13 protein-coding genes are annotated in these 13,696 nt (G+C 57.5%); 6 read left to right on the forward strand and 7 right to left on the reverse strand.

Annotation, left to right across the window (positions count from 1 at the left end):
* The 3 genes from abgT to ACMGGX_RS19840 are packed head-to-tail and all read right to left on the reverse strand — an operon-like array spanning position 1 to position 4,319.
* Positions 1 to 1,527 carry a p-aminobenzoyl-glutamate transporter gene (abgT, locus tag ACMGGX_RS19830; RefSeq protein WP_420298816.1) on the reverse strand — a complete coding sequence of 509 codons (1,527 nt, stop codon included), beginning with the start codon at positions 1,525 to 1,527 and terminating at the stop codon, positions 1 to 3.
* Positions 1,528 to 1,563: 36 nt separating this feature from the next.
* Positions 1,564 to 3,009: a M20 family metallopeptidase gene (locus tag ACMGGX_RS19835; protein WP_420298817.1), complete on the reverse strand. Its 1,446-nt coding sequence runs from the start codon at positions 3,007 to 3,009 to the stop codon at positions 1,564 to 1,566.
* A complete protein-coding gene (locus tag ACMGGX_RS19840) occupies positions 3,009 to 4,319 on the reverse strand; it encodes a M20 family metallo-hydrolase (RefSeq protein ID WP_420298818.1) in 1,311 nt (436 codons plus the stop codon). Before ACMGGX_RS19840 ends, ACMGGX_RS19835 begins: the two co-directional genes overlap by 1 nt.
* A gap of 175 nt (positions 4,320 to 4,494) precedes the next feature.
* Between ACMGGX_RS19840 and ACMGGX_RS19845 the strand changes: the two genes are divergently transcribed.
* Both ACMGGX_RS19845 and smrA read left to right on the forward strand, forming a co-directional pair.
* The gene (locus ACMGGX_RS19845; RefSeq protein ID WP_420298819.1) at positions 4,495 to 5,406 is read left to right on the forward strand and encodes a LysR family transcriptional regulator; all 912 of its coding nucleotides are present in this window, start codon (positions 4,495 to 4,497) and stop codon (positions 5,404 to 5,406) included.
* A 354-nt stretch (positions 5,407 to 5,760) separates the two neighbouring features.
* Positions 5,761 to 6,324 carry a DNA endonuclease SmrA gene (smrA, locus tag ACMGGX_RS19850; RefSeq protein WP_023311482.1) on the forward strand — a complete coding sequence of 188 codons (564 nt, stop codon included), beginning with the start codon at positions 5,761 to 5,763 and terminating at the stop codon, positions 6,322 to 6,324.
* Between the two features lie 27 nt (positions 6,325 to 6,351).
* Here smrA and tcp read toward each other — a convergent pair whose 3' ends face one another.
* Positions 6,352 to 8,013, reverse strand: coding sequence for a methyl-accepting chemotaxis citrate transducer (gene tcp, locus ACMGGX_RS19855; protein ID WP_420298820.1), 1,662 nt, complete (start codon positions 8,011 to 8,013; stop codon positions 6,352 to 6,354).
* A gap of 144 nt (positions 8,014 to 8,157) precedes the next feature.
* On the opposite strand from tcp, the gene ACMGGX_RS19860 reads away from it, so the two are divergent.
* Entirely contained in the window at positions 8,158 to 9,024 is an 867-nt protein-coding gene (locus ACMGGX_RS19860; protein ID WP_039262712.1) for an aldo/keto reductase family oxidoreductase, read from the forward strand.
* A 45-nt stretch (positions 9,025 to 9,069) separates the two neighbouring features.
* On the opposite strand, the gene ACMGGX_RS19865 is transcribed toward ACMGGX_RS19860, so the two are convergent.
* Entirely contained in the window at positions 9,070 to 9,270 is a 201-nt protein-coding gene (locus tag ACMGGX_RS19865; RefSeq protein ID WP_023311485.1) for a hypothetical protein, read from the reverse strand.
* Positions 9,271 to 9,600: 330 nt separating this feature from the next.
* On the opposite strand from ACMGGX_RS19865, the gene umuD reads away from it, so the two are divergent.
* Positions 9,601 to 10,035 carry a translesion error-prone DNA polymerase V autoproteolytic subunit gene (gene umuD, locus ACMGGX_RS19870; RefSeq protein ID WP_023311486.1) on the forward strand — a complete coding sequence of 145 codons (435 nt, stop codon included), beginning with the start codon at positions 9,601 to 9,603 and terminating at the stop codon, positions 10,033 to 10,035.
* Positions 10,019 to 11,281 carry a translesion error-prone DNA polymerase V subunit UmuC gene (gene umuC / locus ACMGGX_RS19875; RefSeq protein ID WP_085841737.1) on the forward strand — a complete coding sequence of 421 codons (1,263 nt, stop codon included), beginning with the start codon at positions 10,019 to 10,021 and terminating at the stop codon, positions 11,279 to 11,281. Before umuD ends, umuC begins: the two co-directional genes overlap by 17 nt.
* 12 nt (positions 11,282 to 11,293) lie before the next feature.
* Here the strand turns inward: umuC and ACMGGX_RS19880 are convergent, their stop codons facing one another.
* Together ACMGGX_RS19880 and ACMGGX_RS19885 are read right to left on the reverse strand one after the other, a co-directional pair.
* A complete protein-coding gene (locus ACMGGX_RS19880) occupies positions 11,294 to 11,563 on the reverse strand; it encodes a hypothetical protein (protein ID WP_029740278.1) in 270 nt (89 codons plus the stop codon).
* An 83-nt stretch (positions 11,564 to 11,646) separates the two neighbouring features.
* Positions 11,647 to 12,534 carry a LysR family transcriptional regulator gene (locus ACMGGX_RS19885; RefSeq protein ID WP_420298821.1) on the reverse strand — a complete coding sequence of 296 codons (888 nt, stop codon included), beginning with the start codon at positions 12,532 to 12,534 and terminating at the stop codon, positions 11,647 to 11,649.
* A gap of 97 nt (positions 12,535 to 12,631) precedes the next feature.
* On the opposite strand from ACMGGX_RS19885, the gene ACMGGX_RS19890 reads away from it, so the two are divergent.
* Positions 12,632 to 13,687 (forward strand): SDR family oxidoreductase, encoded by a 1,056-nt coding sequence (locus tag ACMGGX_RS19890; protein ID WP_348561015.1) that lies wholly within the window; start codon positions 12,632 to 12,634, stop codon positions 13,685 to 13,687.
* The last annotated feature ends 9 nt before the right edge of the window (positions 13,688 to 13,696 follow it).

Genomic DNA, 13,696 nt, shown 5'->3' on the forward strand with positions numbered 1-13,696 from the left:
TTAGTTCAGCCTCGGGTATATCCCCGGCCCAATCGGCAGGCCGACAAGATACCATGCCACCAGCATCACTAGCCATACCCCTAAAAAGATAAGCGGGTAGGGTAAAACCAGCGAATAGTAGGTACCCAGTTTGGCCTCGGGTTTATAGCGCTGCAGGAAGCCTAAAAACAGCGGAACAAACGGCGAAACCGGCGCCAGCGGAATCACCGAGGAGTCCGCGATGCGGAACAGGATCTGGGCAAACGCAGGATGAAAACCCAGCATCATAAACATCGGTACGAAGATCGGGGCCAGAATCGACCAGATGGCGGAGCCGCTGGCGATAAACATGCACAGCAGGGATGACAGCAGCGCCAGGCCGACAAACGCCGGTACGCCGCTTAGCCCGGCCGCCTCCAGCGCGTCGGTCAGGCCCACGGCCATAAACTTGCCCATGTTGCTCCAGTTAAACATCGCCACAAACTGCGCCAGCGGGAACACCATCACGATAAAGCCCGCCATCTCTTTCATCGGCTCGATCATCAGCTGCGGCAGATCGCCCTGGCGGCGGATTTTGCCGGTAGCGATACCGTAGGCGAGCGAAACGACAAAGAAAAAGAGGATAATCAGCGGCACGATGCCCTGAATAAACGGCGACGGCAGGACGGTATGTTTAACCGGATCGCGCAATATGCCGTTTTCCGGCACCACCATCAGCGCCACCAGCGCGATAAAGGCCAGCGAGACAACGCCCGCTACGCGCAGGCCGCAGCGCTGCTCTTTGCTCAGGGTCTCCAGCTTTTCATCGCTACGGCCTTCCCATTTACCCAGCCGCGGCTCGATGATTTTATCCGTAATCAGCCCGCCAACAATCGTCAGGACAATCACCGAGCTGGCCATAAAGTACCAGTTGTCGATCACGCTGACGTGCATTGCCGCATCGATGGTCTTTGCCGCCTCCGTGCTGATGCCGGACAGCAGCACGTCGGTGGTGACGATCAGCAGGTTAGCGGTAAATCCGCAGCCCACGCCCGCAATCGCCGACAGCAGGCCCGCCACGGGATGACGCCCGACGGCGAGGAAAATCAGCGCCCCCATCGGCGGCATGATCACCAGCGCGGCGTCGGAGGAGATATGGCTGAAGAAGGCGATAAACAGCACCATATAGCTGGCGTAACGCGCGCTGACGTGGGAAGCCATCTTCACCATTAATGCAGGCAGCAAGCCCACGCGTTCAGCCAGTCCGGCACCCAAAACCAGCGCCAGAATGGCGCCCAGCGGGGCGAAGCCGCTGAAGTTTTTGATGACGTTGGGTAAAAACCAGTGCAGCCCGTCAACGCTGAGCAGGTTTTTTACCGCCACCAGGCTGCCGTCGGCCGGGCTGCGCACGCTCACGTCAAAGGCGGAGAGCACGGCGGTGGCGACCATTAAAATCACAATCAGATAGATAAACAGCAGGAAAGGGTGCGGCACTTTATTGCCGATCCTTTCAACCCAGCCATAGAGCTTACCGGATGGGGAATGCGAAGGTATGGATGACATACTCATGGGCGTTCCTCGGGAGTGTTGTGTTGTTGTGTTTTTTTATTTTAAAGGTGACGGTGTCACGCCCTGTGGGATCGGACACACGTACGGTTTTTCTTGTATTTGTTGTTCGAACTCCTCACGGCATTTTTTCAGCAGCGCCGCGTCCTGCAGCAGATTGAGTGCGGTCGCTCCCATCACTTTTCCGGCCAGCAGCATGCCTTTGTGGGCAATGGAGGTACGTCCCTGAGCCACCAGTTGCCAGGTGTGCAGCGGCGTGCCGACGGTAAAGCAGGGGCTGAAGCACTGGGCGACCGGCATTTTCCAGCTGACGTCGCCCACGTCGGTTGAACCCGCCAGCACGTTGTCGGTGATGGCATAGGGCGCGACTTCATCCACCAGCAGCGTCTCCTGATGACGACGGGCAAAGGCTTTACCCGCATCACCGCCCGTCGCGGCAATATTTTTCAGGCTGTTTTGCAGATCGTTGGGCGTCAGGGTGGCGCGGATCTCGCGGGCGAAGGCGCGTTCTTCCTCCGTCCAGAGCGGCGTGCCGTAGTGCTGCAACGCGCGATACATCGCCGCTTCAAGCGTGCGGTTCGGCAGGTAGCTGGAGCAGGCTTTATCAAAGCGACACTCGACGGTGGTTTCGGTCATCATCGCCGCGCCCTGGGCAATTTTCTCGATGCGTTCGTAGATCTGCTGCGCATCGGCCATCTCCGGGGCGCGGATCAGGTACAGCACCTCGGCCTGCGCCTGCACCACGTTGGGCGAAATCCCGCCGGTGTCGGTGATGGCGTAATGGACGCGCGCTTTCTCAATGATGTGTTCGTTGAGGAAGTTGGTGCCGGTGGTCATCAGCGTCACGGCGTCGAGCGCGCTGCGTCCCAGATGGGGGGAGTTGGCCGCGTGTGCCGCCACGCCGTGAAAACGCCAGGCGGCCTGAATATTCGCCAGCGTGCTGACGTTAAACATCCCGGCGAAGGCTTCCGGGTGCCAGGTGACGGCGGCATCAACGTCATCAAACAGGCCTTCGCGCACCATAAAGGTTTTCCCGGAGCCACCTTCCTCGCCGGGACAGCCATAAAAACGCACCGTTCCGCTGCCGCCGTGCTGCTCCAGCCAGCTTTTCACCGCCACCGCGCCCGCAAGCGCCGCGGTGCCTAAGAGGTTATGCCCGCAGCCGTGGCCGTTGGCTCCCGGCGTGGCGGATTGCGCCGTCGCGCAGTGCGCCTGCTGGCTTAATCCTGCCAGCGCGTCGTATTCGCCCAGCAGGGCGATGACCGGTTTCCCGCTGCCGAAGCTGGCGATAAAGGCATTTGGAATACCGCCGGCCTCGCGCGTCAGCGTGAAGCCCTCGGCCTCCAGCTCGCTGGCCAGCCGTTCGGCGGACCAGAACTCTTCAAAGCGGGTTTCAGGACGATCCCAGATCGCGTCGGCAATATCGGTTAACGTCCGACATCGCGTGTCGATCGCATCGGTAATAAAAGCGTAGTTCTCCTGCATTACACACCTCGCGTCCACGGGAAATTGAGCGCAGTTCGCGCCAGCGTTTCAATGGCGATGGCCATGACCTGCTCATCGAAGTCGAATTTTTCGTTGTGATGTCCGGCGCTCAAATCCGTGCCGAACACCATATAGGACGCCATGCCGCCGTTCTCCTGCACGCGGGCCATCATCAGCGTGGCGTCTTCGGAACCCGCTGGCGCCTTCACCTTATCGATGGCGTGGACAACCCCGGAAACCTGGCTCGCCTGTTCGCGCAGGTAATCAACCCACGCCGGTGTCGGCGCGCTGGAGGTTGCGGCGCCCATCAGGCGCATCTCGGCGCGCACGCCGTAGAGCGCCGCTGCGCCGGTAATAACCGCCTGCGCGCGTTCAAAGACATACTGATTAATCGCTTCGCTTTCGCCGCGCGTTTCAACCTTTATCAGGGCATTCGCGGGCACCACGTTGCGTCCGCTACCCGCCTGCATCACCCCGACGTTCACCCGGGAGGCGCCGTCGCTGTGCGGAGCGATGCTGTGCAGGGCGAGGGCGGCCTGCGCGGCGGCGAGCAGGGCGTTACGTCCGTCCTCCGGCTTACCGCCCGCGTGTGCGGCAACGCCGGTAAAGTTCACGTCGAACTTGGTGGTGGCCATAAAGTTATCGCTGCCGCAGATCGCCGTTCCGGCAGGGACGCCGGTACCAATATGGATGGCCGTAAAATAGTCCACGTCGTCCAGCGCCCCGGCGGCAACCATGGCGCGCGCCCCGCGGGTGCCTTCTTCGGCTGGCTGGAAGATCAGCTTGATGGTGCCGTTGAGCTGCGCGTCATTCTGCTTAAGCACCTGCGCCAGCCCCAGACCAATAGCGGTGTGGCCGTCGTGCGCGCAGGCGTGCATCATGCCCGCGTTGCAGGAGGCAAACCCGTCGCGGAACGGGCGATGGCTTTCATCCAGCGCTTCGCTTAAATCAAGGGCATCCATGTCGACGCGAAACGCCAGGGTCGGTCCAGGGCGGCCGGTATTGAGGGTCGCCACAATGCCGGTAAACCCGCCTTCAAACGGCGCCAGCCATTTCTCTGGCGCGCCCTGCGCCCGCGCGCGGGCAAACTCTTGCGCCAGGGTAGCGGCATCGGGCAACCCCATCCGGCTTTCGGCATCGACGACGTCGCGGCCCATCGCCAGTTCGTAACCCAGCGAATCGAGGATTTCCGCGACTTTCGCGGCCGTTCGAAACTCTACCCAGCCGGATTCCGCGAAATGGTGAAAATCGCGACGCCATGCGCTCAGCTGCGGGGATAATGTCTGGATGTACTGCGCCAGTGTGTCCATATCTGTTCCTGTCATCATTAAAATATGTGAACTGCTTCACGCTGTGATAGTTTTTACTTATCACTAACCGATTTTTCACAGTTTTAACCGTTCAGGAATTACCCTCGCACATCCCTTTCCATTAAAGTAGATGACAGTTTCTTTACTCTGATAAACAACGGTTATCGGTCGGGCTATGACATTCCAGATTAAATTTCATCAAATCCGGGCGTTTGTTGAGGTTGCGCGTCAGGGCAGCATTCGCGGTGCCAGCAGGACGCTGAATCTTTCCCAGCCGGCGCTGACCAAATCCATCAAAGAGCTGGAGGAGGGCATGGCGGCGCAGCTTTTCGTGCGCAGGAGTAAGGGCGTCGCGTTGACCGAATGCGGTGAGGGCTTTTACCAGCGCGCCAGGTTGATTCTGGAAGAGCTGCGCGCGGCGCAGGATGATATCCGTCAGCGGCAGGGGGAGCTGGCCGGGCAGATCAACATCGGGATGGGGGCCAGCGTTTCACGCACGCTGATGCCCGCCGTTATCACCCGCTTTCATGCGCAGCATCCGCAGGTCAAGGTGCGGATTATGGAAGGGCAGCTGGTGTCGATGATCAATGAATTACGCCAGGGCGAGCTGGACTTCACCATCAACACCTATTATCAGGGGCCTTACGACCAGGAATTTACGTTTGAAAAGCTCTTCGAAAAACCGTTTGCGGTATTTTGTCGGGAAGGTCACCCGGCAACGGGGGCAACGTCAATTAATGAACTTCTGCATTATAACTGGACAATGCCGACGCCGCGGGGAAGTTATTATAAGCAATTAGAGGAGGTATTTAGCGATCGTTCGCAAATACCGCGAATTGGTGTGGTTTGCGAAACATTTTCTTCCTGTATTAGCCTGGTCGCGCAAAGTGATTTTTTAAGCATATTGCCGCAGGAGCTAGGCTGTGACCCGCTGCTGGCACACCGTCTGGTCATGCTGCCGGTTGTCGAATCGCTTCCTAAAGCAACCTATTATTTAATTCAGCGCCGTGATTCACGTCAGACTCCCCTTGCTGAGTCATTAATTACGCAGTTCAGAAGGGAGGTGAGGAAAATAGTCGTCGCGTGAAATACAGATTAAAAAAACAGGATCTGCCCGACATCAGACAGACCCTATAGTACACACAGCAGTACGTCCTTTCGCCAATCCTGAGTATTATTTCCATGAGGCAGGTATATTTATGTATAACACCTTTCCCGAAAAATGAAAGGCGGGCGAGTGATTGATTTCATGAAATTTTAACATAAATCACGTATTTTACCTTTGCTGAAATTTTAGTTAAGTCTGATTTAAGTTTATTTAATAATTACTATATATATTCATCAGGTTAATATTATTGCCACGCATCGCCCTGTAACGGTGATTGAGGCCGGTCTCTGGCGCAGGTATAGTACAGTCCTCAGATGTAGCCGGAGGATGTCCATGAACCCTGACGACAAATCATTTTTTCTTGACGCCATGGAAGATGTCCAGCCCCTGAAGCGCTGCGCGGATATTCACTGGCAGCCCAGCCGCAATACGCGGACGCGCGAGGAAGTGGATAGCGAACAGCTGGATAACTTCCTGACGCTGGATTTTCTTGACGTGCTTCCCCTGGAAGAACCGCTGGCGTTCCAGCGCGAAGGGGTACAGCAGGGCGTTATTGATAAGCTGCGCACGGGTAAATACGCCCGCCAGGCCAGCTTAAACCTCCTGCGCCAGCCCGCCGAACGCTGCCGTCAGATGCTCTATTCTTTTATTCGCCAGGCCGGACGAGACGGGTTACGCAATCTGATTATCATTCACGGGAAAGGGCGCGAGCAGAACTCGCATCCCAATGTGGTGCGCAGCTATCTTGCGCGCTGGTTAACCGAGTTCGAGGAAGTGCAGGCCTTCTGCGTGGCGCTGCCGCATCACGGCGGCAGCGGGGCATGTTATGTTTCACTGCGAAAATCGGATGAGGCAAAACAGGAAAACTGGGAGCGGCACGCCAAGCGCAGCCGCTAGCGGGCGATCTCCTCGCCCGCCGGTGACTCAGAACGTTTCCCAGTTGCTGTCGGTGGAGGCGGTAGTCGTCGCCGGGCGCAGCAGCTGTGGCGTTTTCAGACTGGCGGGGCGAGGGGCGACCGCTTTTTCTTTGCCGTTCAGGCGAAACGCCGCTACCGCCTGGCGCAGCTGCTCGGACTGATCTTCCAGTGCCGCAGCCGCCGTGGCGGACTCCTGCACCAGCGCGGCGTTTTGCTGCGTCACGCTGTCCATCTGCGAAACGGCCAGGCTCACCTGCTCAATACCGCGGCTCTGCTCGTCAGAGGCAGATGAAATCTCACCCATAATATCGGTCACGCGGGTCACGGCGGCGACAATTTCTTTCATGGTGGTGCCAGCCTCGCTGACCTGCTCAGAACCGGTATTCACCCGGCTGACGGAGTTCTCGATAAGCCCTTTGATCTCTTTCGCCGCCTGCGCGCTGCGGCTCGCCAGCGTACGGACTTCACCTGCAACAACCGCAAAACCACGGCCCTGTTCCCCGGCGCGTGCCGCTTCCACCGCTGCGTTAAGCGCCAGAATGTTGGTCTGGAACGCGATGCTGTCGATCACGCCGGTAATATGCGCAATTTGCTGCGAACTGTCGGCGATTTCGTTCATGGTGCGAACCACGTTATCCACGACGTGACCGCCGCGAGCGGCCGTCTCAGAGGCGTTTTTCGCCAGCAGCGTGGCCTGACGGGCATTATCGGAGTTCTGTTTAACCGTCGCGGTCAGCTCTTCCATGCTGGCGGCGGTCTCTTCGAGCGAGGCGGCCTGCTGCTCGGTGCGGGCGGAAAGATCGTTGCTCCCTGCGGCAATTTCGCCTGCGCCGGTGTAGATGGAATCCGTACTTCCCCGTACGGCGCTGACGGTGGTCACCAGCGACTGCTGCATCTCATGCAGGCCCGCGGCCAGCTGGCCCATCTCATTGCGACCGGAGATAGCGATCTCCTGCGTCAGGTCGCCCCCTGCAATGGCGCGAATATGGTCCATAATGGAGTGGAGGGGTTTTAACAGAAGATGTTGTAAACCCTGCCAGATGACCACCAGAACCGCGATAACGGCCAGCAGAATAGCCGCCAGGGTCCACTGCATCTGCGTGAAGCTGCTCTGGTTCTCTTCGGTTGCGGCCTTCAGCAGGGTGTTGTTTTCGGCGCGCCAGCGGTTGTAGACCGCTTCCATCTCGTCCTGCGCCTGCTGCGCGTCCAGATCGCCATAGGCCTGGTAGTTGTCGGCACGCAGATACTCAATCGATAAGCGCATCACTTCGTGCATCTGGTTCCAGGACTTCTGCATCTCGTCGGTTAATGCCGCCTCCTGGCCGTTAACCTGCGGCAGCTTCTGCCACTCTTTGTTATAGGCTTCGGCTTTTGCCAGCGAGTCGGCTGCGGTGCCAAGCAGTTTATTGATCGCCGCAAGGGAAGCCGGGTCGCGCTGGTTTTTCAGGTAGCGGATCGCCACGCGGGTGACGGTGACGCGCGTTTTCACCAGCGTGTTCACGCTGTCGCTCAGGCTCTCCTGCTGGGCATTGAGTACGCCGGAATTCTGGAAGTTATGGCGATCGTTGCTGACGGCAGAGTAGAACAACCCTCCCGTGACAACTTGCAGCAGACAGAATATGGTGAGGGCAAAGATAATACCGGTAATCACGTGCAAATTTTTCAGCATAGCGGTCGTCCGTTAGAAAGGATGCAGAGGTACACCAATACTATCGTCGTATAGAATTTAAACTTTAATTTAACTCGCGCTTAACTAAGGGCTCCGGTGAGGAACCTGTTGTAAATCCGGATCATTTTTATGAGGAAGGTTAACATGAGCAGCATTGATAAAAGCGGGACGTACGCGCTCGGGACGCGGACGGTAAAACGACTGGGCTACGGTGCGATGCAGCTCGCCGGGCCGGGCGTCTTTGGTCCACCGAAGGATAAGCAGGCCGCGCTGGACGTGCTGCGCGAAGCGGTGGCGGCGGGGGTGAACCACATTGATACCAGTGATTTTTATGGTCCTCATGTCACTAACCAGCTGATCCGCGAGGCGCTTCACCCGTACCGGGACGATCTGACGCTCGTCACCAAGATTGGCGCCCGCCGCAACGACAAAGGTGCCTGGCTGCCGGCCTTTTCCGCGCAGGAACTGACTCAGGCGGTGCATGACAACCTGCGTAATCTGCAGCTGGACGTGCTGGACGTGGTGAATCTGCGGATCATGTTTAGCGCACACGGGCCGGCGGAAGGGTCAATTGCTGAACCGCTCTCCACCCTGGCCGAATTACAGCAGCAGGGTCTGGTGCGTCATATTGGCCTGAGCAACGTCACGGCCACTCAGGTTGCGGAAGCCCAGAAGATGGTTCCGGTGGTGTGCGTGCAGAACATGTACAACATTGTGAACCGGGGTGACGACGCGCTGGTGGATCTGCTGGCGCAGCAGGGGATCGCGTATGTGCCGTTCTTCCCGCTGGGCGGCTTTACGCCACTGCAATCTTCCGGGCTGAAGACCGTCGCGGATTCACTTGGCGCCACGCCAATGCAGGTTGCGCTGGCATGGCTGCTGCAACGTTCCCCGAATATTCTGCTGATCCCTGGCACCTCTTCCGTAGCGCATTTACGGCAAAACCTCGCGGCGGGGGAGCTGCGTTTGCCGCCTGAAGCGCTGGAAACGCTGAATTCGCTGAGGGATTAAAAGTGACACGCGCAAAGCCTGAAGGATGCTTCCGGCTTTGCGCGCTTAGGCTCCTGTCTGACTTTTCTGCCTGTGCAGCGCTAATGCTTCCGCCACAATCTCCTGCTTGCTCTTACGCGTCTCAAAGGCGGTGGTTCTGATGTACTCCATCAGATCGGGATCGATGCGGGCGCTCAACATCCTGAGATCGGCCTCCTTTGCCAGACCGCGTGCAACACGCTTGTCTGGATAGTCACGGGCTGGCATTGAAAATATTCTCCAGTAAGTCTTGTTAATTCGTTCGGTAAAATATGCTTTTATCTGACTTAAAAGTCAATATGCAGTGATTGGATAGTGATTCAATTTCCAAATAAGTCATTGTGAAGTATTTGCTATATGACTTTTTCATGACTTATATTGGCGCGTCTCTTAACGCATTCCGGGGAGAACCGTGGGGCGGGTTATCGGCGGGCAACGTTGCTAAATTAAAACCGCTCAAACTTCAACGCGTTTGGGTTCGCCTTTGGAAATGACCTTGATCCTTGTCCATAATTCGTAATACTGTATTTATATACAGTATCTGGCGAGAAAGGCATTATGGACACTCTCTTTTCTTATCACCCAAAACAAAACATTGAATTACCTTTGTTTTTAGAACGCGTTGCCTGTGGTTTTCCCAGCCCGGCGCAGGATTATGTGGAGGATCGTCTCGATCTTAACCGGCTGGCAGTCAGACACCCCAGTGCGACCTATTTTATCAAGGTGAGTGGAGACTCCATGATTGGAGCGGGGATCGGCGACGGCGATCTGCTGGTGGTCGATCGTTCGTTAAATGCCGAACACGGGGATATCGTCGTGGCGTCGGTCGCCGGTGAGTTTACGGTGAAAGAGCTACAGACCCGCCCGGTTCTGAGACTTCTGCCGCATAATGCCCGCTATCAGCCGATTACCTTTCAGTCCGAAGAGGAGCTGCAGATCTTCGGCGTCGTCACCCACACTCTCAAAACGCATAAACATGTTCGCGCTGGTTGATGTGAATAGCTTTTACGCCTCCTGCGAGCGGGTCTTCCGCCCCGATCTGCAGGGGAAACCCATCGTGGTGGTGTCCAATAACGACGGCTGCATTATTTCGCTGTCGCGGGAGGCAAAGCAGTTCGGCATAAAAATGGGTGAGCCGTATTTTAAATTCAAAGAAAAGCTATATCCTTCAAAAGTTTACGTATTTAGCTCGAACTATGCGCTGTATGCCGATCTCAGCAGTCGGGTCATGCAGACGCTGACCGATCTCGCCCCGGCAATCGAGATTTACTCCATTGATGAGGCGTTCGTGAACGTTTCAGGGGTCAGCCACTGCCTGTCGCTGGAAGCGTTCGGTCACCAGATGCGCACAGAGGTCTTTAAAAATACGGGCCTAACCGTTGGCGTCGGTATTGCTCCGACCAAAACGCTGGCGAAGCTGGCCAACTATGCGGCGAAACGGTGGTCCGGCACTGGCGGCGTGGTCGATCTCTCAGGCCGCGAGCGGCAGCGTAAGCTGCTGGAAAAGGTTCCGGTAGAGGAGGTGTGGGGGGTAGGGCGGCGCATCACGAAAAAGCTCAACGCTATGGGGATCACCACGGCGCTGGAGCTGGCGGAAGCGTCGTCCTGGGTCATCCGCAAACATTTCAACGTGGTACTGGAGCGTACGGCCCGCGAGCTGCGCGGTGAGCCCTGTCTTGATCTGGAGGAGTTCACCCCCACCAAGCAGCAAATCATCTGTAGCCGTTCGTTTGGACACCGTATTACCCAATATGAAGAGATGCACCAGGCTATTTGCGCCTACGCGGAACGCGCTGCGGAAAAACTGCGCGGCGAGCATCAATACTGTCGTTTTATCAGCGTGTTTGTGCGCACCAGTCCGCACGCGGACAATGAAATTTATTACGGCAATCAGGCTTCTGTCACCCTGATGACGCCTACCAATGACTCGCGCGATATCATCCGCGCCGCCACGGAGGCGCTGGGGCGTATATGGCTCGACGGCTATCGCTATATGAAAGCCGGGGTCATGCTGGCGGACTTTTTCAGCAGCGGCGTGGCCCAGCTTAATTTGTTTGACGATAATCGCCTGCGCGCCAACAGCGCGGCGCTGATGGAGATGATGGACAGCGTAAATCATTCCGGTAAAGGGAAGATATGGTTCGCCGGGCAGGGTATTGAGAAATCCTGGGCGATGAAGCGTGAGATGCTGTCACCGGCCTATACGACGCGGTACGCCGATTTGCCGGTGGCGAAGTAGAAGATGGTTGCGTTATTTCTTTTGCACCAACCAGGTTGCCGCAGCCGCCAGCGCGCCGATCAGCGGCATTTCGCCCGCTCCGGCCAGGAAGTTATAGCGATCGATCTCATTATTTTTACGGATATCCGCAAGGCGGGTAAGCGCCTCTTTTTCATCCGCGGCGCCAATCTCCTCAAACTGTTTTTCAAACCCCTGAGCGATGAGCTGAGCGGCCGCATCGGTGTTTGCGCTCTCGATCGCAATGAGGTTCGGGCCTTTTTGAAAAAAACAGTAATCCGGCATAAGTGCTCCAGAAAGAGGAGGATACGGTAAAAACACTCTATTCCTGGCGGTTAAAAAATGCACGTCATTTACGGCGGAAACAATCAGTTTTTCTTCAGTATTTCAGGCAACAACTGCTCAATCACGCTAACGACCTTTCTGACGCGCTGCGGAATAAAGCGGGCGTCAGGGTAGACGGCATAGAGGTAGCGATCGGGTAACCGCCACTCGGGCAGCACCGGTATCAGCGTGCCCGCCTGCAGCGCCCTGGCCACGAGCGGTCGCTGCATGCCGCCGATACCGATGCCTGACTCCAGCGCCTGCAGCAGCGCGTCGCTGGTGTTGGCACGGAAAACGGTATTCACATTGATCTCAACCGTTTCCTCGTCGGAAATCAGGCGCAGGGGGGCATCCAGCGGAATACCGCTGAACCGTACGTGTGGCAGCGTCGCCAGCTCGCTGACGGCGTGTACCGCCTGAAAACCGGGAGCGGCAAACAGCGCGGCTTCAATACGCGCCAGCACGCGAGCCGCGTGCGCCTGCGGAGGCTCACTGCTCAGCCGTATCGCGACATCCACGCCCTCCGTCACCAGATCGGCAAGGCGGTCATCCAGGGAAATCATCAGCTGCAGTTCGGGATGCAGGCGCTGTAGCGCCAGCAGATGCGGCAAAATGATCTGCCCCAGGCCGCTCGGCAACTGGACATGGACGCGTCCCTGAACGCGATGATCGGCAGGATGTAAACGCCTTTCCGCTTCCCCCATAGCGTCCAGAACAAGCTGCATATCTCGCCGGTAACGTTCACCCTGTTCGGTCAGCTTCATCGTACGCGTCGTACGGTGCAGCAGCACCACGCCAAGCTCATCCTCAAGCGCCGCGATCTGTTGACTGACGGCGGACTGCTTAATGCCGGTCTGACGGGCGGCCGCTGAAAACGAGCCCGCTTCAGCGACGCGTAGAAAGGTCGAAATGGCGGTGAGCTTATTATTCATTTAATGATTCTGCTTATAAGTGCCATCGGTTTCAGGGGATATCTCCAGAAAAAATAATAGATCACACTGCGTCTGTCACCCTTTCCGGAGAAACACCATGAATAAGATGCAGCAACACAACGTCGCCCTGGTCGCGGGCGCCAGCGGCATTGTCGGCAGACAGCTGGTCAATACGCTCCTGCACCATCAGTGGGAGGTGATTGGCCTCAGTCGCCGCGAGGTAACCCACCCGGACGGCATTCCCGTGGTGAACGTCGATTTACTGGACGCGCAGGACACCGCGCGGGCGCTGCACGCCCTGAACGGTGTCACCCACATCTTTTACAGCGCCTGGGCGAATGCGGCGAACTGGACGGACATGGTTGAGCCGAACGTCACCATGCTGCGTAATCTGGTCAGCACCCTCGAAAAAACAGCGCCTTTGCAGACGGTAAGCCTGATGCAGGGGTACAAAGTCTATGGTGCGCATCTGGGACCGTTTAAAACCCCGGCGCGGGAAAGCGATCCCGGCGTGCCGGGTGCCGAATTTAACGCCGCGCAGCTCGCGTGGCTCAGCCAGTTTCAGCGGGGGAAAGGCTGGCACTGGAATGCCATCAGGCCGGGCGTGGTGGGGAGCCCGGTACCGGGTAATGCCATGAACCTTGCGCTCAGCATCGCCCTGTACGCCTCCCTGTGCAGGGCGCTGGGGTTACCGCTGCGTTTTCCCGGTTCGGAACAGGCCTGGCACAGCATCGTTGACCATACCGACGCCGGGCTGCTGGCCGAGGCCACGCTGTGGGCCGCCGCGTCACCTGCGGCACAGAATCAGGCCTTCAACGTAAACAATGGCGATATCTGGCGCTGGAGCGAGCTGTGGCCGCGCATCGCACGCTGGTTTGAACTGGACTCTGCGCCGCCGGTGAGGCTGTCATTTCATCAGCTGTTTAACGACTATCGCGGCGTATGGCGCGAGCTTGCCGGGGAAGGGCTGGTAGAAGCGGATATTTTGCAGCTGAGCGACGGCCATTTTGCCGATTTTGTCTTTGGCTGGAATTACGACATGTTTGGTGACGGGAGCAAGCTGCGCAGGGCGGGCTTTACGCAAATGCAGGCGACCGATGAGATGTTTTTCAGCCTGTTCGCGCAGCTGAGAGCCGCGCGGATTATTCCCTGATGAGCCTGG

This window comes from Enterobacter sp. BNK-29 (assembly GCF_048684785.1).
Taxonomy (GTDB): Bacteria; Pseudomonadota; Gammaproteobacteria; order Enterobacterales; family Enterobacteriaceae; genus Enterobacter; species Enterobacter cloacae_M.